Source organism: Sinorhizobium numidicum (assembly GCF_029892045.1).
Taxonomy (GTDB): domain Bacteria; phylum Pseudomonadota; class Alphaproteobacteria; order Rhizobiales; family Rhizobiaceae; genus Sinorhizobium; species Sinorhizobium numidicum.
Window position 1 is genome coordinate 1,897,669 of the sequence record NZ_CP120368.1, and the last position, 26,572, is coordinate 1,924,240.

Here is a 26,572-nt window from a genome sequence, read left to right on the forward strand (position 1 = left end):
CCGGAATTTGCCGGTTCTGCTTCGAAATCTGTATGACTGCCGAAAGCACGACATCACCGCGAGAGGCTCGGATCCCATGGGCCGCGATGGCGGGCATCATCGCCACCGTCACGGTGTTCGCCATGGCACAGGGGCTGAGCTATCCGCTGTTCAGCTTCATCCTGGAGCGGCAGGGGACGACGCCCGGCCTGATCGGCTTGTCGGCGGCGATGACGCCGCTGGGTTTCATTGTATCCGCGCCCTTCATTCCGGCGCTGGCGCGGCGCGTGGGCGGGGCGCGGCTTGCGATCCTGTGTTCGATCCTCGCCGCGCTCGCTCTGATCGCGATCGCCTGGAGGCAGGAAGTCTGGGCCTGGATGCCGCTGCGCTTCCTGCTCGGCTTCTTCGCCAATCCGCTTTACGTGATCAGCGAAACCTGGCTGATCTCGATCACGCCCGCGCCACGCCGGGGCCGCATCATGGGCCTCTATTCATCGATCGTTTCGGGTGGCTTCGCCATCGGCCCGCTGTCGCTCGGCTTGGTCGGCACGCAGGGGTGGCCGCCCTTCATGATCGGTATCGTGGCCTTCCTTCTCTGCGGCCTGATCGTGCTTGCGGTCGTGCCGCGCCTGCCGAAGGTCCCGCACGAAGGCGAGGCAACATCGGTCGGCAGCTTCTTCGCACTGGCGCCGCTTCTATTGTTCGCGGTTTTCGCCGCAGCCGCCTTCGAGCAGATCCTGCTTTCCTTGTTCGCGGTCTATGGCACCGCGCTCGGCAGCGCCGAGGAGCGCATCGCTTCGCTCATCACCTGCTTCATCGCAGGCAATGCCGTGCTGCAGATTTTGCTCGGGCGCGTGGCCGAACAGTTTGGCTCGACGCGGACCATGTTATTCTGTGCCCTGGTTTCGCTGGCCGGCTGCCTGCTGCTGCCGCCGATCTTCAACTCGTGGCTCATCTGGCCGCTCGTTTTCGTCTGGGGCGGGGTCTCGTTCGGGATCTACACCATGTCGCTGATCCAACTCGGCGAGCGTTTCACCGGTCAAGCCTTGATCGCCGGTAACGCGGCCTTCGCGTTCGTATGGGGCATCGGCGGCATCGTGGGCTCGCCCGCGACAGGACTGGCGATGCAACTGATCGGACATCAGGGGCTGCCATCGTCCCTTGGCCTGCTGTGCTGTCTGCTGGCGGTGTTTCTGATGGCGGAGAGACGGCGGGTCTGATCGAGCACTTGCCTCGTGCCGCGTCGATTGTATGCCGGCTTCCACCAATAGGGAGCCAGCATGACCGCCGAAGATCTCCCAATTCGAAAAGCGTGCGGCCGCGCCTGCTTCCATCGGGACCGCCGTTGCTGGCGGCACACCAACTCGCCGCTGCAGACAGAGGACGAATGACGCTATCGATCTTCGACACAGGTGCCAGGTGAAAGCGCAAGGATTTCCGCGACGGTGGAGGACGCCGTCGGCCGAGTGGGGTCGAATTCAACACAATCGGTCGGAGAGTTCATGGAGGCATACGAGGCGATAAGGTTGGATCTGGCCCGCTGCGCCTCATGGACATGCGCTTGGTGCAGCGTCTAGCCGCAGCAACAAACGTCAATGTTTGCGACCTCGGCGAAATTCTCGATTGCGAAGGAGAGGTAGGCCGAACTTTTGAAGTCAAGCGCCGGGTGGCCAGTGCCGTGTCCAAAACAGTGGGTTCGGGCCGCTTTCCCTTGTTCTAGCTTGGAATTGCAACGCCGACGGCAATATTGCCTGCTTCGGCGCAGAGCGCCGCTAACTTGATCGATGCGCCGCGCCAGGCTGCCGTCGTCAAATGTCAACGATGGTGAAGCAGGAGAAAGCGCTTAATCATCTAACAAAAGTAGCACGCGGCCGTGATGGAGAGGCAGGCTCTGCAGATCGGCTGGGGCCGCAATAAGCTGACGGATCGGTTGAACGAGGATCCATAAGCGGGGGATAGTTGATGATGGCCAAGATGACGAAACAGGCTGCGAAGAGTGGTCCCGAGAAGCGGCGCCCGACGTAGCCGGGAGCAGCGGCTGCGAAAAGGAGCAAAATCCATTGGCTGCTGTAGAGCATCGCCTCGGCAGGATTGAAGTAGAGGTAGAATATGAACAAGCTACCAACTGCCATCAAAGTCCACAGTGTTATCGAGCGCCGTCGACGGTCGCGCAATGCACTGAAGGCGCCGAAGCTGAGCGCGAACATGACCACGATATAGCCGGCGAGCCTCAATCCAGAACTGCCAAGGGCGACAGTCGCCTGCGACGTATACCGGTATTGCACCATGTCGAGCGGCGATACCAAAGCGAAGACCCAGAAGCTTGACAAGTAATCGGCGAGCACATCGGGCGATACGAAATTGGCAATGCTCGCTAAACTATCAAGATAATGCCTTTGCCATGCGAAGGCTGCCGCCAAATCCGTATAAAGCATTGGCACCGAGGAGAGAGCGGTTGCAATGGCTACCGGTAGTGCGAGCACCAAGATGAATCTCTGCCATGGGTTGTCGGATGCAGAAGCTTTGGCCAGTCCAGCGTATAGAAGCACGCACGCTAATGCCGGCAGGTTGGCCGTACCAGGAATTGCCCCCGCTATGCCAGCGGATATGGAGCAAAGCACCGGGTGGTTTTTTGAATGTCGCGCAATGACGATGAAGGCGAGCATGGCGACAGCCATTGCGCTGAATGTGAAGCCGTAGGTCTCAACGACGCTGAAAATCGTTAAGGAACCAAACGCGAAGATTGCCGCAAGCACCATGAAAAATGTGGCGCCACATCCTAACCCAAGCAGGCGCAAGTAGAGAAAAAACGCTAGTGATCCGATCGCGACAAAAGCGGCAAGAGCAATAATAGCCGCGGTCGCAGCTGAAACACCCATCTGCGTGAGTGGCCAGCCAATAGCCGCGATAGACGCGACGGCCAAGGCGTGCTTGCGGATGCGAAAAACGCCCCAGTGACCACTGGATAGTCCCCGGAAGTAATCACCTACGTCAGCGCCTAGAATACAGTTGTTTACCCGGATTGCTTCGGAGGTGACGCCAAGCCTAATCAGAAAGTAGCCAAAGACGAGGGCAGTCAGCAGGCCGGCCGACGCCCAGGTTCGGACACCGAACATTCGCAAGCCACCCAAGCCGACCTGATCCTCGGCTATTCCTGCGATCGTCAATGCGCCCATTGGAGGATCCCAAAAACGACTGCTCCGCAAAGGAGGCTCTTGGCGTCGGTGGCGGCGAACACAATGGGGTCCTCAAGCATGTCACCGCGGTGTGTCAACAGAACCATGCGGCCCAGCCAGTATACCAGCACGGGAATAGCGAACCAAAGTGCGCGTGGCGTGCTGTAGACCTCAGTTTGCACTTCAGACCAAACGAATACGGCATAGATCGTGACCGCACTGAACGCCGCCGACGAGGCGAGCGCGGCTACTACAGAGAAATCCTCGGTTCTGTAGGAACGGTTGCCAGCTCTTTTCCGTCCGATCTTCATCATGGTGGCAAGTTCAGCCTGTCGCTTAATAAGTGCCAGCGCCAGGAAGAAGAGCGCCGAGAATGCGATCAGCCACTCGGACAGTCGGATCCCAGTCGCTTCCCCCCCGGCGGCAATTCGGATCGCATAGAGGCAGCCGAGGACGACGACATCGATCATCAGCATGCGCTTCAGATAAATCGAATAGAGGCAGGTCAGTACGAAATAGACTACCAGCGTAATTTGAAAGCTGATGGCGAGCGGGAGCGCGGCAAAGCAAGCGGCAATCAGCAGGGTCGGTATAAGGAAGAGCGCGCTTGCGACCGGCAGCGCGCCGCTTGCAAACGGGCGCAACTTTTTGGTCGGGTGGGCTCTGTCAGCCTGCAGGTCGAGAAGGTCGTTACAGACGTAGCTGATCGAGGCGACCAGAGAAAATGCCAAAAAGGCAAGTATCGATTGATACCAGTTCTCGGTGGTTGAGACTGGCGACACCATCACGGGCACGAAGACCAGTACATTCTTGGACCAATGGCGTACTCGGATCGCCGAAATGATCGCGAGGACAGTCGGCCAGACGGGAGCCGCACTTTGTCCCGTGTCCGGAAGTTCAACTTTCAAAACGTGAAAATCCGCTGGCGAAGAAATGAGTTCGAAATCGCCGCTAGATAATCCAAGCTCCCGGGCTACGCACTTACGGCAGAGGTCCTGATCGTTTTGGCTAGTAGCATCCAGGACCAAACACCTCGAGAATATGCCGTGATACTCACAAACTGCTTTTACAACAGAGAACGGAAGCGCCGAATATAAAACTAGCTTCCGCCCGTTTTTACGCTCATTTTTCAGGGCGGCTAGAAGATCTTGATTGTACAGGAGGACTCTTGGATCCGGAGAGCTCTTCTTTTTAGTGTTCCATTGACGGCTTACAAGAAACCCTTTTATACTCGCAGGGAGAGTGAATATCTCTTCTCTTACGAAAATTATTGCGCCCTCGTGATGAATGTTGCTCCTTAAAAGAGCATGCTCAAGATTGATCACCAAGGGCGGACTTAGCGCGTTTGTGCCGGAATTCTGCATTCGCCGGATCCCATAAAACAAACTTAAATAAGGATTAATTTCATCGATTTTTCTTGGAATGTTTTACAGCATACTACATTTCTGCGTTAGCTTATCACTAGCGGTGGCGTTAAGGCTGCGAAGCGGCTGTAGCTCCTAAAAGATCGCGGCGGTCCTCCTCGCTGCCCGTTGAAGGGTCTTTCGGCATCTCCGAGTGCATCATCACGCAGACCTCCTGAGCGTCATTACGGGTAATGCGAAGATGAACGCCACAAATATACTGGCATTGCCGAGGGTTCCTGAAAATATAGGGAACTCTATAGGTGCGGAGCGCACCGTAGGTTGAGAGCAGCACTGTTACGGCGGGTGGTGTCACGACTGCCAAGCGGCCGCAACTTTTCAAAATTCGCGTCGATCCTCCGGCACGGGCCCGTCGTGCTCTCAGGCTCGATGATCTGTTCTACGCGTGGCGATGCGTTGGCAAATGGACGCGATTTCGACGAGGTCCGTCCGGCTCTTGCCGTTTGCCCGTTATGATCGCCTCAGACCTTTCCTGGGCGGGCATCGAGGAGGTCTCGTGAACGTCATTGTCGAGATGCTCCGGCGGCCCGGCTTTGGCGAGCTCAAAAGCGCAACAGTTTTCTCGATCAGCAGATATGGAGATCAAAAGCTACACAGCCGCCAGGACGAGCGGTGAAGCGCATCCGGCTAATGCGCTGTGTAAGCGCCGTCGACGAGATGGTAGCTGCCCGTGATGAAACTTGCCTCGTCTGACAGGAGAAAAGACACAAGCGCCGCCACCTCTTCCGGCGTGCCGCGCCTGCCCATTGGCTGAAGCGCGTCCAAGCGCCGGCTGTTCATTACCTCCCGATGTTCTGACAGAAGCGGTGTCTCGATCCAGCCGGGACCGACTGCGTTGATACGGACGCCAATTCTTGCGTATTCGATCGCGGCGGCCTTGGTCAGTCCGACGACTCCGTGTTTCGCTGCGGCGTATGCCGAAGCAGTCGGCACAGCAACGGAACCAAGAATGGAGGACATGTTGACGATGGCGCCTCCGCCCTGCGCGAGTATGGCGGCGATCTCGTATTTCATGCAGTAGAAGACGCCGTTCAGGTTCACGTCAATGATTCTCTGCCAGTTATCGAGGGGGTAATCCGCAGTCGCCTTCCGCGCGCCTTCGGTTCCGGCGTTGTTGACCGCCAGATGCAACCCGCCGCACTCTCGAACGGCGAAGTTGACCAACTGCTCCACAGTGCCCGCGTCGGCAACGTCGACCGCAAAATCGCGGGCCCTGCCTCCGGCCGAGCGTATTTCGGCCGCAACCGCAGCGGCCGCGTCGGCATTGAGATCGGCAACAACGACCTGGGCCCCCTCGTCGCCGAGTCGCCGCGATACGGCCGCGCCGATTCCGGAGCCTGCGCCGGTTACGATGGCGACCTTTCCTTCGAAGCGAAGTTTCATCACATCCATTCCTGCTTCTATTCCCGGCCTAGTCGAGCAGACGCGGACGGTTGCCGCAACAAGTTTCGTTCGGTCACAAAAATTGACCCCGGCGCTCGCGCTTTTCTGCGGCACCCGATCCTGGCAGAAATCTCCTGCGCATAGCCACGAAAATGCGAGTTCGGCATGACTGCGCGCGGTCCCCCGGGGGATTTTCTGAGGCGTCGCAGTGCTCGTTCTCTGCGCCTCCCTTCCCATCTGCCCGTGCAAGGCTTGGCCGGCACGCGCAGTGGTGTTAAACACGATTCACGTAGGGAGTCGCAATTGCTTAGCAGGTGAAGATGGACAAGAACCGCGTGACGCGCCGGGTGCTCCTATTGGGCAGTCTGGCTTTGTTGGGCTCCGGATGCAGTTCGACGTGGGGACCCACGATAAGCCCCATAGCAGCCAAGCCGCGGGTGGACCCGCGGTACCGAAGGCGGGAAGTGCCCTACAATGGAAGCGAGCCGCCGGGAACGATCGTCGTCGATACAGTGGAGCGCTACCTCTATTACGTCGAGGGCGGCGGCTCGGCGATTCGCTATGGCATCGGCGTCGGAGAGGAAGGGCGCACTCTTAAGGGCAGAGTGAGGGTCGGCCGCAAGGCGGAATGGCCCTCATGGACGCCGACGGAAAACATGATGCGCCGCAAGCCGCACCTGCGGCAGTATGCTGGCGGCGTCTCGGGCGGCCTTCACAACCCATTGGGCGCCTCTGCGCTCTATCTCTATCGCGGCGCGGAAGACACCATGTTCCGGCTGCACGGGACGAACGAGCCGTGGACGATTGGTCAGGCGGTATCGAGCGGTTGCATCCGTCTTACAAACGAGGATATCGTTGATCTTTACGACCGTGCGCCCGTGGGGACGACGGTATTAATCGTCTGATGGTGTTTCTGCTTGTATTTGGGTATAAATAGATGAGCCATGTGTGTTTAGGCCCCGTTGAACGGTCCCGCAACGACAAACCCGATGCCAACTGTGTCCTTCTTGCACTAGGCTAAGGCCAGAATCGCCATTATTACTTGAAGTGTTGCCTTCGATAACCCATTCCCACTATTGAGGAAAGGACTTCTTGATGAGCAGAATTCTAGTCGTGATGATTGCGTTGCTTTCTGTTGCCGGTCTTAGCGCCTGCGGTACGATTGGCAAAGGTAAAGGGAAGGCCCCGCCGCCTGCTGCAGAGGTAGCAGCAGAACCGGCTCCAGTATTTAAATAGCATCTAACATTCCGTGGGGAAGGTTAGGCAGCCCTTCCCCACGGAATGCAAAATCAGGGCCGAGCCGGCTTTGAGATCGACGGCGTTCCGACGCCAGTAAAGGTAGGCTTAGGCCTGCGCTCATCTGACTTAAGGATCTAGAGCGTAGTGATGACGCTTGTGCGAAGCCGTATATTCCCAATGATCTTGCTTGTATTCGCGGCAGCAGGATGTCAGTCGCAAGACAAGACGCCCGAACCGCGTTTCGTGTCGAGCAGCCCGGGCGCCCCGGCCAAACTTTTATCCGAAAGCCGGGAAGAAGGTTATTTCATCGAGTTTCGCTCGCGCTACGCACTGAGCTACGGGCACACCTATGTCGTTTTCGGGCGCGCGACCAAGTCCGGCGCGATGATCAACCCAGAGGTTGCAGGGCTTGCCCCCGCTTCGAACGATCCCACGCCGTATGTTTTCGGGCATTTCGTGCCGGTCCCAGCGGAAACGGGCTTGAGCGATGGCGACTTGGAAGAAGAATACAGGTCGGCGAGCTGGCGTGTCATGCTTACCGAGCCGGAATACAGGAAGGTCGTTGCGGACATTCGCAAGCTGAAGGAGAAGTCTCGCTTTTGGCATGCGACCTTCTATAACTGCAACGCCTTCGTGGCGGACATCGCGCGCTCTATGGGATATAAGACTCCCGGCATCTGGCTCAGGCCGCAAGAATTCATTACAAAGCTTCGGGAAATGAACGGGGGGTGAATGCGATCAGGTGGGACCCTCTCCGTCTAATTGGCAGAAAAACAGGCGTGGATACCGGCACGTTGTCGGTCGGAATGAGGCGGTGACACCTTTGGCAGGAGAGCAGCAATCCTCGATCGCAGAAGCTCTGGTGAGCTAAGTGAGCATGTCGGTAGCTTCCGTCGGTGAGATTTTTTGGGTACTCGGGATCATCGCCTGGTACTTCATCCGGCGTCCTTACGAGCGCCGCGCCAAGCGCGTGCGGGTGGTCAGCCACCGCCGCTCACCTTCCGAGATAGCCGGGCTTGCGGCCGCCCTGCTTGGCCTTGCCATCATACCCGGGTTTTACGTTGCCAGCGGCATGCCGGAAGCGGCCGACTACCCTGCCCGCCCATGGGCCGTGGCTGTCGGGGCGATGATCTTCTTCGCCGCAATGTGGGTCTTTCGCAGAACCCACAAGGAGCTCGGCCGGAATTGGTCCGTCACGCTGGAGATTCGCGACCAGCATGAACTGGTTTGCGGGGGGCCTTACGTCCTCGTCCGCCATCCCATGTACACTTCTTTCCTGCTCATGGGGCTTGGCCAGGCCTTTCTATTGTCGAACTGGGTCGCCGGGCTCTCGGGCTTGATCGGCTTCGCTGTGCTTTTTCTTCTAAGGGTGGACGAGGAGGAGCGTATGATGTTGGAAATATTCGGCTCGCGTTATCGCTCCTATATGGAGAGAACCAAGCGAATTATCCCTTATCTGTACTAGAGGTGGCATGATGCGCGGCCGAGCTCTCAAGCTTTCGGCGCCACGGCGCCTCGTTTGTGATCTGATGAGGTTCTCGATCGGGGTGCCGCGGGTCACCGTGCAGCGGCAGATGAATCTCGGTCCGCTCCAAGAGAGCAGGGTGGCTCAGCAAAGCAGACCGTCCTGGACGGTGCTTTTCCTGAAGGGTTACGCGCTTCTTGCCCTGGAGACGCCGGAGTTGCGGCGCGCTTATGTCAAGCTGCCAAGGCCGCAGCTCTATGAATATCCTGCAAACGTCGCCTCCATTGCCCACGAGCGCGAGCATCACGGCGAACGGGTTGTGCTGCTGAGTACTATCAAAAGTCCCGAGCGCCGATCGATCGGCGAATTGGGAGCATTGATTCACGCGGCCCGAACACGTCCCGTGCTTGAGATCAAGGAGTTCCGGCGCGCCTTGAAGGTTGCCCGCATGCCGGGGCCCATCAGATGGCTGCTGATGTGGCTTGGGCTGAATATCGGGCGGCAGCGGGCGCGCCATTTCGGCACGTTTCAACTGTCGGTCTATTCCGGCCTCGGGGCAGAGTCCCTCAACCCGCTCACGCCCTTGACCACCCTCCTCAATTACGGCCCGATCGACGAGGATGGATCGGTGAGTGTCCGCATCCACTACGATCACCGGGTCATGGATGGCGCCAACGTGGCGCGAGCCCTGGAGCGGTTCGAAGAAATCCTGAACGGCGAAATCACCGCTGAAGTGCAAGGCCTTGCTCAAAGCGAAAGCGTTCCGGCCGCCGCGTCAAGGGTCGCAACATGACCCTGCACAGCCTGGTCCGGCCGGCCGTCGTCGTGGTCGGCGCGTCACGCGGCATTGGGAAGGCCATTGCCGAAGTCGCTGCGAAGGAGGGAGCTACCGTCGTTTTGGTGGCACGTTCGCCTGAGGGGCTTGCCGCGGCCGCAACCGACATCCGGAAGGCGGGCGGCGAGGCAATCACGTTGGCGTTGGATCTCATGGCCGAGGACGCAGCGGCGCGCCTGGAGGACTTCCTTTCCGCAAACAGCTTGATGTGCGATGTCCTCGTCAACAGTGCCGGCTATGGCTTGCGCGGCGGCGCGACGGTGCTCCCTGTCGATGATCAGCTTGGGATCATTGATCTCAACATACGCGCCCTTACCCATCTTACTTTGCACTTTCTGCCAGGCATGGTGGCGCGCGGGCGTGGCGGCGTCATCAATCTCGGTTCCGTCGCCAGCTTCACTCCCGGTCCCTATATGGCGTTGTACTATGCCAGCAAGGGCTTCGTGCGCTCCTTTTCGGAAGCGCTTCATCAAGAACTGCGCGGCACCAGCGTGACCGTCACCTGTGTCGCCCCCGGCCCGGTATCAACAGAATTTCTTGAAAAGTCCGGCGCCAATCGGGCGGCATTGTTCAAGATCTTGCCGAAGCTCGATTCCGAGTACGTGGCCGAACGCGCGTGGCACGGATTCAAATCCGGTCGTCGCCTCGTCGTGCCAGGCATCTCCGCCAAGTTGACCGCTTTTGTGGCGGCGTTGTTACCCTCCGCAGTCATGCTGCCGCTGATCGGCCGCTTGCAGCGCAGGAGCAATGACCCGTGCCCATGCGGTTCGGGTAAGAAGTTCAAGGCATGCTGCGGTGCCCGCAGCAACTCTTAGCGGATCATAGCCAAAAGTTGGTGACCGGAAGGGTCGTTCGCCAATCGGGCTCTTGGGACTCGATGCGAGATGACGAATGCGTCTCTCACAAGCCCTGCCATGCAATCACGCAATTATGATTGCTGAGCCGATGGTTTAAGCGATTTCCGCACTCCATTGAAAACACGCGAATATCCCAGAATATCTGTCGGGCGCGCCAATTGCAGAGGAAAAGCAGCGCTTATCAGAGTAATCGGCAAGCCTATCCTTCTGACGATGACGTCCTGATGGAGGCCGACATGACAAGAGTGGTCGCTATCGCGCTGTATCTCGGGCTCGCGGGAGCCGCCTTCGCGGACGAACCGGTGGATACGGCAAAGTTCGTCATTCGTGCCCAGATCCAGGCTTTTCTCGACGACGACGCGGATACCGCCTATTCCCTCGCCTCGCCGGCGATCCGGGCAAGGTTTCCGGACAAGATGCTTTTCCTCGACATGGTAAAGCGAAACTATCAGCACCTCTACCGGCCGGGCAGTTTCGCCTTCGGCCGCTCGAAGGTCGTCGGCGATGAAGTGATCCAGGAGGTACTGATCTCCGGATCGGACGGCAAGGACTGGACGGCGATCTACGCCTTGGTCAAGCAGCCGGACGGCAACTATAAGGTCAATGGCGTGATGATGATTCAGACCGCGCCTGGTCCAGAGCTTTGATCATAGATCAGCGGTGAGCCTTAGACCGGGGGGAGATCCCCGCGTTGCCAACCTTCCTGGGTCTCCGCCATGAAATCGGCATAGCGCCCCTCCTCGATTGCCTTGCGGATGCCGGCCATCAAGTCCTGGTAATAGGCAAGATTGTTCCAGCTAAGCAGCATGCCGCCAAGCGATTCATTTGATCGAATCAGGTGGTGTAGGTAGGCGCGCGAATAATCGCGGGTGGCCGGGCATGACGACTGCTCGTCAAGCGGCCGCGCGTCTTCAGCGTGCCGCGCATTGCGCAGGTTGATCCGGCCGTAGCGGGTGAAAGCCAAGCCATGGCGGCCGGAACGGGTCGGCATGACGCAGTCGAACATATCGATCCCATGCGCGACCGATTTCAGGATATCGTCGGGCGTGCCGACGCCCATCAGATAACGCGGCTTTTCCTCCGGCAATGCCGGGCAGGTGACATCGAGCATGTCAAGCATGACCTCCTGCGGTTCTCCAACGGCGAGGCCGCCGACGGCATAGCCCTTGAGGTCGAGATCTTTGAGCGCCAGTGCCGAGCGCTCTCGCAGCTTCGCGGTGTCGCCGCCCTGGACGATGCCGAACATCGCCTTGCCTGGCTGATCGCCGAAGGCAACTTTGCATCGCTCCGCCCAACGCAGCGACATCTCCATTGCCCGCTCGACGTCGTTTGGCTCGGCCGGCAGCGCGACGCACTCGTCGAGCTGCATCTGGATATCGCTGTCGAGGAGGCCTTGGATCTCTATCGAGCGCTCGGGCGACATATGGTAGAGGGCGCCATCGATGTGGCTCTTGAAGGTTACGCCCTGCTCATCGAGCTTGCGCAATCCGGAGAGCGACATGACTTGGAAGCCGCCGCTGTCCGTCAGAATAGGCCCCTCCCAGCGGATGAAGTTGTGGAGGCCCCCGAGCCGCGCGACGCGCTCGGCACCGGGACGCAGCATCAGATGGTAGGTGTTTCCGAGAATGATATCGGCGCCGACGTCGCGTACCTGCTCCAGGTACATCGCCTTGACCGTGCCGACTGTTCCGACCGGCATGAAGGCCGGGGTGCGGATCGTCCCGCGGGGCATGGAAACCTCGCCGCGGCGCGCCTTGCCGTCGGTCGCAAGCAACTTGAATTGGAACGTCTCGGTCATCTAGTCTTTCCGGAAAAGCAGGCTCGAATCGCCATAGGAATAGAAGCGGTAGCCGGTGGCGATGGCATGGGCATAGGCGGCACGCATGGTCTCGAGCCCGGCAAAGGCCGAAACCAGCATGAACAGCGTCGATTTCGGCAGGTGGAAATTGGTCATCAGCATGTCAACGGTGCGGAAACGATAGCCCGGCGTGATGAAGATGCCGGTCGGGCCCGACCAGGGGCGGATCGTGCCTTCCTTCGTTGCAGCGCTCTCGATCAACCGCAGCGACGTTGTGCCAACACAGACGATGCGCCCACCCCTCTCCCGAACCGCATTCAGCTTTTCCGCCGTTGCCGCGTCCACGTGGCCGATTTCCTCGTGCATCACGTGATCGTCGGTATCGTCGGTCTTGACCGGCAGGAAGGTCCCAGCGCCCACATGCAAGGTCACGAAATGCCGCTCGACGCCGGCCTCATCGAGCTTGGCGAAAAGGCGGTCGGTGAAATGCAGGCCGGCGGTCGGTGCGGCTACCGCCCCCTCCTCCCGAGCATAGACGGTCTGATAGTCGGCCCAATCACGCGCGTCTTCGGCCCGCTTGGAAGCAATATAGGGCGGCAGCGGGATATGTCCTACAGCCGTGATCGCCTCGTCGAGAACCGGTCCGGAAAGCTCGAAACGAAGGGTCACCTCGCCAGCATCGGCCTTTTCTTCGACCGTCGCGTCCAGTGTGCCGAGCAGGCAACTGCTTCCGCCATGACCGAAACTGATCCGGTCCCCCAGCTTCAGTCGGCGCGCCGGCCGTGCGAATGCCTTCCAGCGATCGGGTGCAACGCGCATGTGAAGCGTCAGCGAAACCGGTGTGGTGATCTCTTCACCGCGCCTGCGGATGCCTTCGAGCTGTGCCGGTATGACCTTGGTGTCATTGAAGACCAGCGCGTCGCCAGGCTTCAGGAAGGAGGGCAAGTCGAGAACGCCGCAATCGCTGAGAACCGGTTCGCCCTCCGGCCGCACAACGAGCATGCGGGCGCTGTCGCGCGGGCTCGCGGGCCGCAGCGCGATAGAAGTTTCCGGCAGGTCGAAATCGAACAGGTCTACGCGCATCGAAGGTGCCAAACAAAAGCAAACCCGCCCCGGCGCCTTTCGGCGCGACCGGGGCGGGTCTGTGCATTAGCGCAAATCAGGCGTCGGCGGCAACCCGCATCGACACGATCGTATCGGGATCGCGCACCGGCTCGCCGCGTTTGATCTTGTCCACGTTCTCCATGCCTTCGATCACCTGGCCCCAGACGGAATATTGCTTGTTGAGCCAGGGAGCGTCGGTGAAGCAGATGAAGAACTGCGAATTGGCCGAGTTCGGCATCTGGCTGCGGGCCATGGAGCAGGTGCCGCGGACATGGCTGACATTGGAGAACTCGGCCTTCAGGTCAGGCTTGGACGAGCCGCCCATGCCGGCACGTGCCGGGTTGAAGTCATCACTGCCGGTCTTGCCGTACTGCACGTCGCCTGTCTGCGCCATGAAATCCTCGATCACGCGATGGAAGACGACGCCGTCATAGGCGCCCTCCCGTGTCAGTTCCTTGACACGAGCAACATGACCGGGAGCCACATCCGGCAGCAGTTCGATCACGACCTTGCCCTTGGTGGTTTCCATGATGATCGTGTTTTCCGGATCCTTGATCTCGGCCATGGTTCTTCTCCTTCTGTTTAAACTTACTTGCCGACCTTCACACTGATCATGCGGTCTGGATCGTTGACGGCACCGTTGCCGGCCTCGTCGCCAAGCTTGATCTTGTCGACATTTTCCATGCCTTCGATAACCTTTCCGACGACAGTGTATTGTCCGTTGAGGAAATCGCCGGGCGCGAACATGATGAAGAACTGCGAGTTGGCGCTGTCCGGGCTCTGCGCGCGCGCCATGCCCACCGTACCACGTTCAAAGGGAACATCGGAGAATTCTGCCGGCAGATCGGGCTTGGACGACCCGCCTGTACCGGCAAGCTCAGCCTGAAAACCGTCCTTCATGTCGCCATATTGCACGTCGCCGGTCTGCGCCATGAACCCTTTGATCACCCGGTGGAAGGCGACATTGTCGTATTCGCCTGCCGCCGCGAGTTCCTTGATCTGCTGGACGTGCTTCGGCGCAACGTCTGGACGGAGTTCGATCACAACCGGGCCATCCTTGAGCTGGATCGTGAGGAGGTTTTCGCTCGACTGCGCGAAGGCGCCTCCGGTCAGGGTGGCGAGCGCCAAGGCGCCTGAGAAAGCGAGTTGGAGGATTTTCATGGTTTCTCCCTGCGTGGTGAAAACTTCTGCCGCTTCAGGCTTTGCGTTTCGCCTGTAGCGCCTGATAGACCGCCGATGGTACGAAGGCGCTGACATCTCCCCCCATGGCCGCGATCTGGCGGACCAATGTGGCCGTAATGGGCCGGGATGCGGTGCCCGCCGGCAAAAACAGTGTCTGAATGTCCGGAGCCATCTGCCGATTCATCCCGGCCATCTGCATCTCGTAGTCGAGGTCCGTTCCGTCGCGCAGGCCACGGACGAGGAGGCTTGCGCCGTGCTCGCGGGCAGCATCGACCACCAGATTATCGAACGAGACGACGGCGATGTCCCCCGCTCTTTCCGGCAGCAATTCGCTTAGCGACTGTCGGATCAGGTCCGCCCGCTCATCGAAGGAAAAAAGCGGTGTCTTTCCCGGATGGACGCCGATTGCCACGATTACCTTGGCCGCGACGTTTAGTGCCTGCACGAGCACGTCGAGATGCCCGTTCGTCATCGGATCGAAGGAACCGGGATAGAAAGCGGTGGTCATCGTGCCTGTTTCCGTTTGGTGAAGCCTTTTGTCACGGACAGGCGCGAACCGCAAGGGTTGCACGATCCGGCGCTCGCCTGTTCCCATGGAAACAGCGTCACGGAAAAAATGAATGCTACATGAATGCAGCGTTCAAGATGGTTTCACACCGGAAGTTGTAATGTCGCACAAGCAATGAGTGGAACTTTTTCGAGTACATGCCGTTTTAAGAGCTGAAAGGATCACGGTCATGGAACTTGTTCTGTTTTCGATGACGATGTTTCTCGCAATGCTCTTTGCGACGATCCATGCGCTTCGGGCGGAGGCCCGTGACAGTTCGACGACTCTGTCGGCAGTGAGCGACAGGCTGAGGAGAAAATGATGGCGACCACGATGATGATGTCAGCGGCGCTCGCCGTCGTTTTCTTGCTCGATTATTCCAGGGTCATGCTTGCTCTGCAGCCTTATGGGCTACCGGCCAGAGTCGCGGCGCCTGATATGTGAATGCCTCCAGAACTTCTTGCGAGAAGTTCACAACAGCGGCCCCATTTCTTCCCCTGATGCGGCCGCATTTATAAGCCGGACGGCGTCCCCTGCCCGTCCGGCTTTTTCTTGTTTATTCGAAATTGTCGCAACCGACGCGCCTAAGCGGTTTCCGATTTAAGGAGTTGTGCGTTTGGCATTGCATGCATAGAGCGAAGCAGGCGGAAGAAGCGCCAGTTGAGCAGCAATGCGGCTGCCGCCAAACCGAGCACAAAGCCGAACCAGACGCCGATGCCGCCGAAGTTCAGCGGGAAAGCGAAGGTCCAGGCACAGAAGAAGCCGATTGGCCAGTACGAGATCATTGCCAGGATCATCGGTATCTTGGTGTCCTTGAGGCCCCGCAGCATCCCTGCGGCAATTGCCTGCAGACCGTCAACAAGCTGGAAGGCGCCGGCGATGACGATCAGCGGACCGGCGAAGGCAAGAACCTCCGCGGCATCGGGCCTGCTCGTGTCGAGATAAAGCGCAGCAAGATGACGGGGAAATAGCGCGAAGATCGTGCTGCCGACGGCCGCGAAGCCGCAGCCGAGGACGAGAACGGCGATCGCGGCCCGCCGGACGCCGAGCATATCGCCTCTGCCATAGGCAAAACCGACACGCACCGTTCCGGCTTGAGCCAGACCGAGCGGAATCATGAAGGCGATGGAAGCAAACTGAAGCGCGATGCCGTGCGCCGCCAATTCGATTGTGCCGATCGTTCCCATGAGCAGTGATGCGACAGTGAACAAGCTAACTTCTGCGAGGATCGTCAACGAGATCGGAATGCCGAGATGGATAACCTCGCGGAAGGCCGGCCAGTCCGGACGCCAGAAGCGCGCAAACAGCTCATACTGGTTGAGCTCCGGGCGGCCGCGGATGTAGGCGATCGTCAGGATGGCGCCGAGGAGCGCCACGCCGAGTGCTGCGATGGCGGCGCCGAATATACCCAGCGCCGGAAAACCGAAATGGCCGTAAATCAGCAGGTAACACAGCACTGCGTTCAGGACGAGCGTGGCCAATGTCACGTAAAGAATCACCCCTGCCCGCTCAAGGCCACTCAGAAACGCCCTCAAGACCATGAAAATGAGGCTCGGAAAAATCGCCCACTGCGCTATGCGCAGATATTCTCCGGCGAGTGCTGCGACTTCCGGCTTCTGGCCGGCGAAAAGCAGGATCGGTTCGGCCATCCAGAGGATTGGTGCGGTCAGCACGCCATAAAGCAGAACCACCCACATGCCCATGCGCACCGAGCGCCGGACGGAGATCCTGTCCCCACGGCCCTGCGCTTGCGCGGCCATCGGCACGACCGCATTGGCAAAGCCGCTGCCAAAAATGAAGATCATGAAGAAGGTCTGCGTCGCAAGGATGATCGCTGCGAGCTGCGTCGCTCCCAACTTGCCGACCATCAGCACATCGGTCGTGTTGATCGCCAACTGCGCGAGTTGAGCGCCGATGAAGGGAACGCCAAGATAGAAGCTTGCGCGATAGTGATTGCCCCACGAATTGTCGGTTTGCGGAAGCACCTGGTCTTTATTCGCGGTTAGCATAGGAAATCCTGGCTCTTGCGGCGGGCAGAAAATCACATCGAAGAAGACCTGTGCGAATTAAAGCACCACCACGGCGAGCGCCAGCGACAAAGGACACTCTGCTCAATTTTTCATCGGACGATCAAAAATATTGATCAATCCGAAGGCGCTCGTTTCGCGAGAAAACCGGACCGCGTCTATGCCTCGGTCGGTTCCGGCGCGGCATTCCGAAACGTGCCATTGGGAATTGACCGCACTTTCGAGACGAAAACCGCAAGAGCCGCGACGATCAGGCAACCAGCCAACGCGTAAGGCGCTCCGGAGAACGGATAGCCTGCGGCCGGGCTCGTGAAATATCCGAAGACTTGCGTGAAGACGAGCGGTCCGAGGATCGTCGTTATGCTCGAAATGCTGGTCAGCGCTCCCTGCAATTCGCCCTGTGCCGATGGCGGAACGTGGGCGGATGCGATGCTGCGCAGAGGAGGATCGGCGAGGCTTTCGAGCGCTGTCGCGACGATCACCACATAGATCATCCAGCCTTCCCAAGCGGCTGCGTAACCCGCCATGCCGAGTGCAGTGAAGGCGAGACCGAGCGTAGCCGTCCGCCTTTCCCCGAAGCTTGACACGACACGCGGCAGCACAACCGCCATCACCAACGCGCCACCGACGCCGAAGATGCCGAGCGACAGGCCGATCTGCCCTTCGCTCCACCCATAGCGGTAGGACGAAACGAACGACCACACCGCCGGATAGACGGCATGGGCGAGCCAATAAAGGAAGAAGACCAGGCCTATCCAGCCGATTCCAGGATAGTTGCGCATCTGTTTGAGCGCTCCGAGCGGATTGGCCCGACGCCATTCAAAGCGCCGCCTGTTTGCCCTCTCAAGCGTTTCGGGCAGCAGAAACAGTCCGATGACGAAATTGAGGAAGGACAAGGCGGCGGCACCGTAGAATGGTACGCGAGGCCCCAACTCGCCGAGGAAGCCGCCGATGACCGGGCCGAGAGCGAAGCCGGTGCCGAACGCAATACCGATCAGCCCGAAATTCTTGGCGCGATTTCCGTCGTCGCTGACGTCGGCGATATAGGCGGATGCGGTTCCGAAGCTCGCGCCGCTGATGCCCGCGAGAATGCGTCCGATGAACAGCATCCAATAGCTGGTGGCAAGCGCACAGATCAGATTGTCGATCGCGAAGGTGAGTACGGAAGCAAGCAGGATCGGCCGCCGTCCGAACCTATCGCTCAAATTGCCAATCAGCGGCGCAAAGAGAAACTGCATCGCCGAGTAGGCGAGCAGCAGCCAGCCGCCGTCGATCGCCGCTTCGCTGACGTTCGCACCGGTCAGTTCCTCGAGGTAGGTCGGCAGCACTGGCACGATGATGGCGATGCCCATGATGTCGAGAAAAAGAATGAGAAAGACGAGGAACAGGCCGCGTCGTACGAATTTCCTGTCGAGCATCAAGCCCCTCTCCGCTATCCGCCGGAGCGGAGACAGAACGTGAACGACGTCACCAAATAAGGTGTATCGCATCGCCGGAACCGAAACAATGCGTGAACATTTCAAAGTTTATGATCGAAGGCATCGCTTCCGCTGATCGTTTCGGTGCAAGCGCCTCTTACCGTTCCGCGCGGCGCTGTTCCGATTTCAGGAAATCGACGAAGGCCCGCAGCGGAGCGGGCATGTGCCGCCGGCTGGCGTAATACAGAAACGGCCCGGGAAAGCTCGTCACCCAGGCGTCGAGTATCGGCACGAGCCGCCCTGCTTTGATTTCCGGCATCAGAAATTCCTCGAATGTCCGGATCACCCCTAGCCCGTCGACCGCTGCGCCAATCTCGAGGTCTATTGTATTGGCGACGACGGCCGCCGGCGGCGCTATGGTGAGCGCCTCCTCGCCCTCCCCGAATTCCCAAGCCAATGCTATCCCGTTCAGGAAACGGTGACGGATGGTGGCGTGTTCCAGAAGATCGCGCGGATGTTGCGGTATGCCGCGCTTCACAAGATAGTTCGGCGCAGCCGCGGTGATGTAACGCTGCACCCGCGGCCCGATTGGAATCGCGATCATGTCGCGCTCTACCCGTTCCTCATAACGCACGCCGGCATCGAAGCCCGCAGCGAGCACGTCAATAAGGCCATCTTCGGCGGTAACCTCCAACACGATGGCCGGATTGGCATTCAGAAAACGACCGACGAGCGGCGGCAGGATTTCGCGGGCGACGACGGTAGGCACGTTCAGCCGCAGCGTGCCTGCGGGACTGTCGCGGAGGCTGCCCACCTGATCGAGAGCCCCCGCGATCTCGCCCAACGCCGGCGACAGCCGCTCGAACAGGCGCGTGCCTGCTTCTGTTAGCGTAACGCTGCGGGTCGTGCGGTTGAGCAGCCTTACGCCAAGCTTGGTCTCCAGTCGTCGCAAAGCTTCGCTGAGAGCCGAGGCCGAAACACCGCGTTTGCGCGCGGCGGTCCGAAAACTGCGTTCGCGCGCGACGGCTGCAAAAGCATCGAGATCTGCGAGAGGGAGCTCATTCATTGTGCAAAAATCAGGACAGCTCGTTTGGCTAATGCACAATTATCGCACAGTAACATCTGAAGTAAATATCGCGGCGAAGGAAAACGGCCGAGCGACGGCCATCATCGATGGAGAAGTGAGATGCACAAGGTTTCTCTTGGAAAATCCGGCCCGCTGATCTCTGCACTCGGACTTGGCTGCATGGGCATGTCGGGCATGTACGGTCCTTCCGACCGCAGAGAGAGCATAGCCACCATCCATGCCGCTCTCGATGCGGGTATTACCTTGCTCGACACCGGCGATTTTTATGGGATGGGCCATAACGAGATGCTGATCGGCGAGGCGCTTAAGGGTCGCGATCGCGATCAAATACAGCTGAGCGTCAAGTTCGGCGCTTTGCGCGATCCAGCCGGCGGCTGGTCCGGTTACGATGCCCGGCCGAAGGTGGTGCGCAACTTTCTCGCCTGTACGCTGCAGCGTCTTGGCGTCGACTACATCGACATCTACCGGCCCTCTCGCCTCGACCCGGATGTGCCGATCGAAGAAACGGTCGGCGCAATAGCCGATATGGTCAAGGCCGGTTATGTGCGTCATATCGGTCTTTCAGAGGTTGGTCCCGAGACGATCAGGCGCGCGGCAGCCGTCCATCCGATTTGCGATCTGCAGATCGAGTATTCGCTGGTTTCGCGTGGAATAGAGGACGAGATCCTGCCGACGTGCCGTGACCTCGGGATCGGCATCACCGCCTATGGCGTTCTCTCGCGCGGCCTGATCAGCGGGCACTGGCGCAAGGATGCGGTCGGTGCCGGTGACTTCCGCGCCTTGAGCCCGCGCTTCCAGGAAGGCAACGTCGATCGTAACCTTGCCCTGGTAGAGGCGCTGGGACGCGTTGCCGCAGCAAAAGGCGTAAGTGTCGCCCAGATCGCTATCGCCTGGGTTGCGGCTCAAGGGGCCGACATTGTGCCGCTTGTGGGCGCCCGCCGGCGGGGCCGGCTTTCCGAGGCGCTCGGCTCGCAGGCGGTTCACCTCGATGCGGATGATCTGGCGGCGATCGAACACGCCGTCCCGAAGGGGGCGGCCGCCGGCGCGCGCTATCCGGAAGCGCAACTCGTGCACATGGACAGCGAACGTCACGGTTGACCGAGCAATCTGGACCGGGGTTCGGCTCCGGTCCAGACGAAGCAATCAGACCGAGCCGGAGAAGGTGTCGCAGTCTGACATCTTGCCGCTGTTGAAGCCGCGCTGGAACCACTTCATCCGCTGCTCGGACGTGCCATGATTGAAGCTTTCCGGAACGACATAGCCTTGCATACGCTTCTGCAGCGTGTCGTCGCCGATCTGGGTGGCGGCATTCAGCGCCTCCTCGAGATCGCCGCGCTCAAGCAGACCTTTCTGTTCGGTATACTTGCCCCAGATACCGGCGAAGCAATCGGCCTGCAGCTCGACGCGGATCGACATCTGGTTCGCCTCGGCCTCGTTCATGCGCTGGCGCATCTGGTTGAATTTCGGCAGGACGCCGATCAGGTTCTGTACATGGTGACCGACCTCATGCGCCAGCACATAGGCTTGCGCAAAGTCGCCGGCGGCATCGAATTTTTGGGCGAGCTCGTCGAAGAAGCTCATGTCGAGATACACCTTGCGGTCGCCGGGGCAATAGAACGGACCGGAGGCGGCCGAAGCGAAGCCGCAGGCTGAGCGAACCGAGTCACTGAACAGCACCAGTTTCGGTTCCTCATATTGTTCGCCGCTTGCCTGAAATATGCCGTTCCAGGTATCTTCTGTCTCCGCCAGCACCGTCGCCATGAAGGCCTTCATCTCCTCCTCCTCGGCCGTGCCGCGCGGGACCTGCGAACCGTCAGTCTGCTCGAAGCCCGGCGTGTTCACCGGACCGCCGCCTTCGAGGATCTGCAGCATGTCGATGCCCATTGCTCTCAAGACGAAATAGAGAATGACGAGAAAGACGATCGTCCCGAAGCTCATGCCGCCGCCGGCGCGGCGCATGCCTCCCCCGCCGGTCGGGATGCGAAACCCTCCGCCGCGGCCGAAAGGGCCACCCCCGGGGCTCGCCCCGCGCTGATCCTCGACGTTTCCGGATTGCCGGCGGCCCTTCCATTCCATGATCTGTCCTCCCGGCTCGCAAGGTTAATGAATTGAATGATGTATATGCCCTAGCGACAATCGTTGTAAACGCAACCGCGGCCGCACGGTTTCATCGCGCCGTTCTTTTCTCCGGGGCCTTGGATCAGGGACATCGGCAGCATGGAGCGGATTGACCTCCCATCCCTTTCCGGGTCCTATGGCACGGGTGGAGGAGTGAACATAGATGAAAGCGGTGCGTCTGGAATCGATAGGCAAGATCTTCCTTCGGCAGATCGAGGTACCTGAGCCGGGGCCGGACGATCTGCTCGTGAAGGTGGAAGCCTGCGGCGTCTGTGGGACTGACCGTCACCTGCTCCATGGCGAATTTCCTTCCAGCCCGCCGGTCACTCTCGGGCACGAATTCTGCGGGATCGTCGTAGAGGCCGGCAGCGCCGTCCGGGGCATCGCTCCAGGGGCGAGGGTCACTGGCGACCCGAATATTTCCTGTGGCCGCTGCGCCCAGTGCCGGGCGGGCCGGGTCAATCTCTGCCGCAACCTCCGCGCCATCGGCATTCACCGCGACGGCGGTTTCGCCGAGTACGTTATCGTTCCTCAGAAACAGGCCTTCGAAATTCCGCTCAGCCTCGATCCGGTGCACGGTGCCTTTTGCGAACCTCTCGCCTGCTGCCTTCACGGCATCGACATGGCAGGGATTCGTGCGGGGTCCACAGTGGTGATCCTCGGCGGCGGTGTGATCGGTCTGCTGACGGTGCAACTAGCAAGACTGGCGGGGGCGACGACGGTAGTCCTTTCCACCCGGCAGGCATCGAAGCGCCGCCTGGCCGAAGAGGTCGGCGCCACTGCGACGATCGATCCGGCGGCCACCGACATCATCGAGGCGATTGCCGGCCCCTCCGGCCTCGTTCCCGGCGGCGCGGATGTGGTGATCGAATGCGCCGGCGTGGCGGAAACCGTGAGGCAGTCGACGCGACTCGCCAAGGCGGGCGGCACTGTCGTCGTCCTTGGCGTGCTGCCGCAGGATGAGAAGGTCGAGATCGAGCCCTTCGACCTTCTCTTCCGCGAACTGCGCGTGCTCGGGTCCTTCATCAATCCCTTCACCCATCGCCGCGCTGCCGATCTGGTCGCCTCCGGCGCAATTGAGATCGACAAGCTGATTTCACGGCGCGTATCGCTCGACGAGGCGCCGGGCATTATCGCAAATCCGCCTGCCGCCGGAGAGGTAAAGGTATTGGTGATCCCATCCATCGAATAGATCAGGCAGGGACCATCGAAGAGAACTACCGATTTTCCCCCGAAGCAGCCATTTTGTCCCCGCGCGCAAATATGTCGACCTTTCTTGTCGATTCCGGAACTTTCGGGGTTTCGCTTGCAGAAACATTTGCCTATAAGCCGCTTCTAGCCTGAAAAGACTATCAATGCGCGCCCCGGCCGGTGACCTCCCACCCTGGCCGGTTTTTCGCGCAGCTAGAAACGGATGAGAGCCCATGCCGAAGCGCCAAGACATCAAATCGATCCTCATCATCGGCGCGGGGCCGATCGTCATTGGTCAGGCATGCGAATTCGACTATTCCGGCACCCAGGCCTGCAAGGCGCTGAAGGAAGAAGGCTACCGGGTCATCCTGGTGAATTCCAACCCGGCGACGATCATGACCGATCCGGGACTGGCGGACGCGACCTATGTCGAGCCGATCACACCCGAAGTGGTTGCGAAGATCATTGCTAAGGAACGGCCGGACGCGCTGCTGCCGACGATGGGCGGCCAGACGGCGCTGAACACCGCCCTCTCGCTTCGCCGCATGGGCGTGCTCGACCGCTACAATGTCGAGATGATCGGCGCCAAGCCGGAGGCAATCGACAAGGCGGAGGACCGTGCGCTATTCCGCGAGGCGATGGCGAAGATCGGCCTCGAGACGCCGAAGTCGCGGCTCGCCAACGCCACCGATATCAAGGATCACGATCGCAAGGTGCACGAAGCTGAGCGTGCCGCGCTCAAGGCGAAGCTTTCCGGACCCGAGCTCGACACGGCGCTCGACGAACTCGAAAATCAGTGGAATCTCGGCGAAGGCGATCGCAAGCAGCGCTACCTGAACCACGCCATGGCGATCGCAGCACAGGCGCTCGACGATGTCGGCCTTCCGGCGATCATTCGCCCCTCCTTCACGCTCGGCGGCACCGGTGGCGGCATCGCTTACAACCGTTCGGAATTCTTCGAGATCGTCGGCAGCGGTCTCGACGCCTCGCCGACGACGGAAGTGCTGATCGAGGAGTCGGTGCTCGGCTGGAAAGAGTATGAGATGGAGGTCGTCCGCGACAAGGCGGACAACTGCATCATCATCTGCTCGATCGAGAACATCGATCCGATGGGCGTGCACACGGGTGATTCGATCACCGTCGCGCCGGCTCTGACCTTGACCGACAAGGAATACCAGATCATGCGCAACGCCTCGATAGCGGTGCTGCGCGAGATCGGCGTCGAAACCGGCGGGTCGAACGTGCAGTTCGCCGTCAACCCGGAAAATGGCCGCCTCGTCGTCATCGAAATGAACCCGCGCGTCTCGCGTTCCTCAGCGCTGGCATCCAAAGCGACCGGCTTCCCGATCGCCAAGATCGCCGCCAAGCTCGCTATCGGTTACACGCTCGACGAACTGGAGAACGACATTACCGGCGGTGCGACCCCGGCGTCCTTCGAGCCGTCGATCGATTATGTCGTTACCAAGATCCCGCGCTTCGCCTTCGAAAAGTTCCCGGGCGCTGAGCCCACGCTGACCACCGCGATGAAATCGGTCGGCGAGGTCATGGCGATCGGCCGCACCTTCGCCGAATCGCTGCAGAAGGCGCTTCGCGGTCTGGAAACGGGGCTGACCGGCCTCGATGAGATAGAGATTCCGGATTTTGATGAAAACGGCGACGGCCGCAACGCCATCCGCGCAGCCCTCGGCACGCCAACGCCGGACCGGCTGCGCATGGTCGCCCAGGCGCTCCGTCTCGGCATGAGCGAGGCGGAGGTTCACGAGGCCTGCAAGATTGATCCCTGGTTCATTGCCCAGTTCAAGGCGATCGTCGACATGGAGGTGCGTATTCGCGAGCACGGCCTGCCGCAGGATGCCGAGAACCTGCGCATGCTGAAGGCCATGGGCTTTTCCGACGCGCGCCTTGCAACGCTCACCGGCAAACGGCCGAAGGAAGTGGCCGAACTGCGCAACGCGCTCAATGTGCGCCCCGTGTACAAGCGTATCGATACATGCGCGGCCGAGTTCGCTTCGCCGACCGCCTATATGTATTCGACCTACGAAACGCCGTTCGTCGGCACAGCCCGCTCGGAGGCCGAGGTTTCCGATCGCAAGAAGGTCGTGATCCTCGGTGGCGGCCCGAACCGCATCGGCCAGGGCATCGAGTTCGACTATTGCTGCTGCCATGCGGCCTTCGCGCTGAAGGATGCCGGCTATGAGGCAATCATGGTCAACTGCAATCCGGAAACGGTGTCGACGGACTATGACACCTCCGATCGGCTCTATTTCGAGCCGCTGACGGCGGAAGACGTGATCGAAATCATGCGCGCCGAACAGGAAAACGGCACACTCCACGGCGTCATCGTCCAATTCGGCGGCCAGACGCCGCTGAAGCTCGCTGAGGCGCTGGAGAAGAACGGCATTCCGATCCTCGGCACGGCCCCCGACGCGATCGATCTGGCGGAAGACCGTGACCGGTTCCAGAAGCTCCTGATGAAGCTCGACCTCAACCAGCCGAATAACGGCATCGCCTATTCCGTCGAGCAGGCCCGCCTTGTCGCCGCCGAGATCGGCTTCCCGCTGGTCGTGCGCCCGTCCTATGTGCTTGGCGGCCGTGCGATGCAGATCATCCACTCGGAGAGCATGCTGCAGACCTACCTGCTCGATACGGTTCCCGGGCTCGTGCCGGAAGACATCAAGCAGCGCTACCCGAACGACAAGACCGGCCAGATCAACACGTTGCTCGGCAAGAACCCGCTCCTCTTCGACAGCTATCTGACGAACGCGACCGAAGTGGATGTCGACTGCCTGTGCGACGGCGAGGAGGTTTTCATTTCCGGGATCATGGAGCACATCGAAGAAGCTGGCATTCATTCGGGCGACTCTGCTTGTTCCTTGCCGGCCCATACGCTGGACAAGGAAGTCGTCGACGAACTCGAGCGCCAGACGACGGCGCTTGCCAAGGCGCTGAACGTCGGTGGCCTGATGAACGTTCAGTTCGCCATCAAGGACGGCACCATCTACGTGCTCGAGGTCAACCCGCGCGCTTCCCGCACGGTCCCGTTCGTGGCAAAGACCATTGGGGCGCCGATCGCGAAAATCGCCGCCCGCGTTATGGCCGGCGAGACCCTCGAGGCAGCCATTGCGGCCTACGGCGAGAAACCGGATCCGCGCAACCTGAAACACATCGCCGTCAAGGAGGCCGTCTTTCCGTTTGCGCGCTTCCCCGGTGTCGACACGCTGCTCGGGCCCGAAATGCGCTCGACCGGTGAGGTGATCGGCCTCGATACCGACTACGCCCTTGCCTTTGCCAAGTCCCAGCTCGGAGCGGGCGTCGACCTGCCGCGCGACGGAACGGTGTTCGTGTCGGTCCGTGACGAGGATAAGGAACGGGTGCTACCGGCAATCCGCGTTCTCGCCGATATCGGTTTCAAGGTCATGGCGACCAGCGGCACGGCGCGCTTCCTTGGCGAACATGGGATCGTGGCCACCAAGGTCAACAAGGTGCTGGAAGGTCGGCCACATGTCGAGGACGCCATCCGCAATCGTCAGATCCAACTGGTGATCAACACGACCGACGGCAACAAGGCGATATCAGATTCGAAATCGCTGCGCCGCGCCACACTGATGCAGAAGGTTCCCTACTATACGACGATGGCCGGCGCCGAGGCCGCGGCGCACGCGATCAAGGCACTGAAGGCCGGCAATCTTGAAGTCCGTCCTTTGCAGAGCTATTTCTGATCGTTTAGTAGCTTGCGCGCCCG

General features: G+C 60.1%; 25 protein-coding genes. 13 read left to right on the plus strand and 12 right to left on the minus strand.

Translation table 11 applies throughout. From position 1 onward, the window contains the following. The first annotated feature begins 32 nt into the window (after positions 1–32). The gene (locus PYH37_RS20350) at positions 33–1,199 is read left to right on the plus strand and encodes an MFS transporter (RefSeq protein ID WP_280733211.1); all 1,167 of its coding nucleotides are present in this window, start codon (positions 33–35) and stop codon (positions 1,197–1,199) included. 627 nt (positions 1,200–1,826) lie between these two features. On the opposite strand, the gene PYH37_RS20355 is transcribed toward PYH37_RS20350, so the two are convergent. The 3 genes from PYH37_RS20355 to PYH37_RS20365 all read right to left on the minus strand — a co-directional run bounded on the left by PYH37_RS20355 (position 1,827) and on the right by PYH37_RS20365 (position 5,962). Continuing rightward, positions 1,827–3,155 carry a hypothetical protein gene (locus PYH37_RS20355; protein WP_280733212.1) on the minus strand — a complete coding sequence of 443 codons (1,329 nt, stop codon included), beginning with the start codon at positions 3,153–3,155 and terminating at the stop codon, positions 1,827–1,829. Further along, positions 3,143–4,519 (minus strand): UbiA family prenyltransferase, encoded by a 1,377-nt coding sequence (locus PYH37_RS20360; RefSeq protein ID WP_280733213.1) that lies wholly within the window; start codon positions 4,517–4,519, stop codon positions 3,143–3,145. The genes PYH37_RS20355 and PYH37_RS20360 overlap by 13 nt, the downstream gene beginning before the upstream one ends. A 687-nt stretch (positions 4,520–5,206) precedes the next feature. Next, positions 5,207–5,962: an SDR family NAD(P)-dependent oxidoreductase gene (locus PYH37_RS20365; RefSeq protein WP_280733214.1), complete on the minus strand. Its 756-nt coding sequence runs from the start codon at positions 5,960–5,962 to the stop codon at positions 5,207–5,209. Positions 5,963–6,282: 320 nt separating this feature from the next. Here PYH37_RS20365 and PYH37_RS20370 point away from each other — a divergent pair, with 320 nt between their 5' ends. The 7 genes from PYH37_RS20370 (at position 6,283) to PYH37_RS20400 (ending at position 11,005) form a co-directional block, all read left to right on the plus strand. After that, entirely contained in the window at positions 6,283–6,867 is a 585-nt protein-coding gene (locus tag PYH37_RS20370) for a L,D-transpeptidase (protein ID WP_280733215.1), read from the plus strand. A 190-nt stretch (positions 6,868–7,057) separates the two neighbouring features. After that, positions 7,058–7,198 carry an ABC transporter gene (locus PYH37_RS20375; RefSeq protein ID WP_280733216.1) on the plus strand — a complete coding sequence of 47 codons (141 nt, stop codon included), beginning with the start codon at positions 7,058–7,060 and terminating at the stop codon, positions 7,196–7,198. A gap of 150 nt (positions 7,199–7,348) precedes the next feature. Beyond that, the gene (locus PYH37_RS20380) at positions 7,349–7,933 is read left to right on the plus strand and encodes a hypothetical protein (RefSeq protein WP_280733217.1); all 585 of its coding nucleotides are present in this window, start codon (positions 7,349–7,351) and stop codon (positions 7,931–7,933) included. A gap of 145 nt (positions 7,934–8,078) precedes the next feature. Beyond that, the gene (locus tag PYH37_RS20385; RefSeq protein ID WP_280733218.1) at positions 8,079–8,666 is read left to right on the plus strand and encodes a protein-S-isoprenylcysteine O-methyltransferase; all 588 of its coding nucleotides are present in this window, start codon (positions 8,079–8,081) and stop codon (positions 8,664–8,666) included. Between the two features lie 10 nt (positions 8,667–8,676). After that, on the plus strand, positions 8,677–9,459 hold the full coding sequence (locus PYH37_RS20390) for a hypothetical protein (RefSeq protein WP_280736111.1): 783 nt from the start codon (positions 8,677–8,679) through the stop codon (positions 9,457–9,459). Further along, the gene (locus PYH37_RS20395) at positions 9,456–10,316 is read left to right on the plus strand and encodes an SDR family NAD(P)-dependent oxidoreductase (RefSeq protein WP_280733219.1); all 861 of its coding nucleotides are present in this window, start codon (positions 9,456–9,458) and stop codon (positions 10,314–10,316) included. Before PYH37_RS20390 ends, PYH37_RS20395 begins: the two co-directional genes overlap by 4 nt. Before the next feature lie 278 nt (positions 10,317–10,594). After that, positions 10,595–11,005: a DUF4864 domain-containing protein gene (locus PYH37_RS20400; RefSeq protein ID WP_280733220.1), complete on the plus strand. Its 411-nt coding sequence runs from the start codon at positions 10,595–10,597 to the stop codon at positions 11,003–11,005. 20 nt (positions 11,006–11,025) lie between these two features. On the opposite strand, the gene tgt is transcribed toward PYH37_RS20400, so the two are convergent. The 5 genes from tgt to coaD all read right to left on the minus strand — a co-directional run bounded on the left by tgt (position 11,026) and on the right by coaD (position 14,950). Next, a complete protein-coding gene (gene tgt / locus PYH37_RS20405; protein WP_280733221.1) occupies positions 11,026–12,156 on the minus strand; it encodes a tRNA guanosine(34) transglycosylase Tgt in 1,131 nt (376 codons plus the stop codon). Then, the gene (queA, locus tag PYH37_RS20410; RefSeq protein ID WP_280733222.1) at positions 12,157–13,239 is read right to left on the minus strand and encodes a tRNA preQ1(34) S-adenosylmethionine ribosyltransferase-isomerase QueA; all 1,083 of its coding nucleotides are present in this window, start codon (positions 13,237–13,239) and stop codon (positions 12,157–12,159) included. Between the two features lie 76 nt (positions 13,240–13,315). Then, entirely contained in the window at positions 13,316–13,825 is a 510-nt protein-coding gene (locus PYH37_RS20415) for a peptidylprolyl isomerase (protein ID WP_280733223.1), read from the minus strand. Positions 13,826–13,848: 23 nt separating this feature from the next. After that, entirely contained in the window at positions 13,849–14,421 is a 573-nt protein-coding gene (locus PYH37_RS20420) for a peptidylprolyl isomerase (protein ID WP_280733224.1), read from the minus strand. A gap of 34 nt (positions 14,422–14,455) precedes the next feature. Further along, a complete protein-coding gene (gene coaD / locus PYH37_RS20425) occupies positions 14,456–14,950 on the minus strand; it encodes a pantetheine-phosphate adenylyltransferase (protein WP_280733225.1) in 495 nt (164 codons plus the stop codon). Positions 14,951–15,179: 229 nt separating this feature from the next. Between coaD and PYH37_RS20430 the strand changes: the two genes are divergently transcribed. Then, positions 15,180–15,311 (plus strand): hypothetical protein, encoded by a 132-nt coding sequence (locus PYH37_RS20430; RefSeq protein ID WP_280733226.1) that lies wholly within the window; start codon positions 15,180–15,182, stop codon positions 15,309–15,311. 262 nt (positions 15,312–15,573) lie between these two features. On the opposite strand, the gene PYH37_RS20435 is transcribed toward PYH37_RS20430, so the two are convergent. The 3 genes from PYH37_RS20435 to PYH37_RS20445 all read right to left on the minus strand — a co-directional run bounded on the left by PYH37_RS20435 (position 15,574) and on the right by PYH37_RS20445 (position 19,500). Continuing rightward, positions 15,574–16,998, minus strand: coding sequence for an MATE family efflux transporter (locus tag PYH37_RS20435; protein ID WP_280733227.1), 1,425 nt, complete (start codon positions 16,996–16,998; stop codon positions 15,574–15,576). Positions 16,999–17,174: 176 nt separating this feature from the next. Beyond that, a complete protein-coding gene (locus tag PYH37_RS20440) occupies positions 17,175–18,434 on the minus strand; it encodes a TCR/Tet family MFS transporter (RefSeq protein WP_280733228.1) in 1,260 nt (419 codons plus the stop codon). 157 nt (positions 18,435–18,591) lie between these two features. Next, entirely contained in the window at positions 18,592–19,500 is a 909-nt protein-coding gene (locus PYH37_RS20445; RefSeq protein WP_280733229.1) for a LysR family transcriptional regulator, read from the minus strand. Between the two features lie 120 nt (positions 19,501–19,620). Here PYH37_RS20445 and PYH37_RS20450 point away from each other — a divergent pair, with 120 nt between their 5' ends. Next, positions 19,621–20,619, plus strand: coding sequence for an aldo/keto reductase (locus PYH37_RS20450; RefSeq protein WP_280733230.1), 999 nt, complete (start codon positions 19,621–19,623; stop codon positions 20,617–20,619). Between the two features lie 45 nt (positions 20,620–20,664). On the opposite strand, the gene ypfJ is transcribed toward PYH37_RS20450, so the two are convergent. After that, positions 20,665–21,597 (minus strand): KPN_02809 family neutral zinc metallopeptidase, encoded by a 933-nt coding sequence (ypfJ, locus tag PYH37_RS20455; RefSeq protein WP_280733231.1) that lies wholly within the window; start codon positions 21,595–21,597, stop codon positions 20,665–20,667. A 43-nt stretch (positions 21,598–21,640) separates the two neighbouring features. Between ypfJ and PYH37_RS32480 the strand changes: the two genes are divergently transcribed. From PYH37_RS32480 to carB, 3 genes are all read left to right on the plus strand, one after another. Further along, the gene (locus PYH37_RS32480; RefSeq protein ID WP_425336160.1) at positions 21,641–21,796 is read left to right on the plus strand and encodes a twin-arginine translocation signal domain-containing protein; all 156 of its coding nucleotides are present in this window, start codon (positions 21,641–21,643) and stop codon (positions 21,794–21,796) included. Positions 21,797–21,802: 6 nt separating this feature from the next. After that, on the plus strand, positions 21,803–22,831 hold the full coding sequence (locus tag PYH37_RS20460; RefSeq protein ID WP_280733232.1) for a zinc-dependent alcohol dehydrogenase family protein: 1,029 nt from the start codon (positions 21,803–21,805) through the stop codon (positions 22,829–22,831). A gap of 232 nt (positions 22,832–23,063) precedes the next feature. Continuing rightward, entirely contained in the window at positions 23,064–26,549 is a 3,486-nt protein-coding gene (carB, locus tag PYH37_RS20465) for a carbamoyl-phosphate synthase large subunit (RefSeq protein WP_280733233.1), read from the plus strand. The last annotated feature ends 23 nt before the right edge of the window (positions 26,550–26,572 follow it).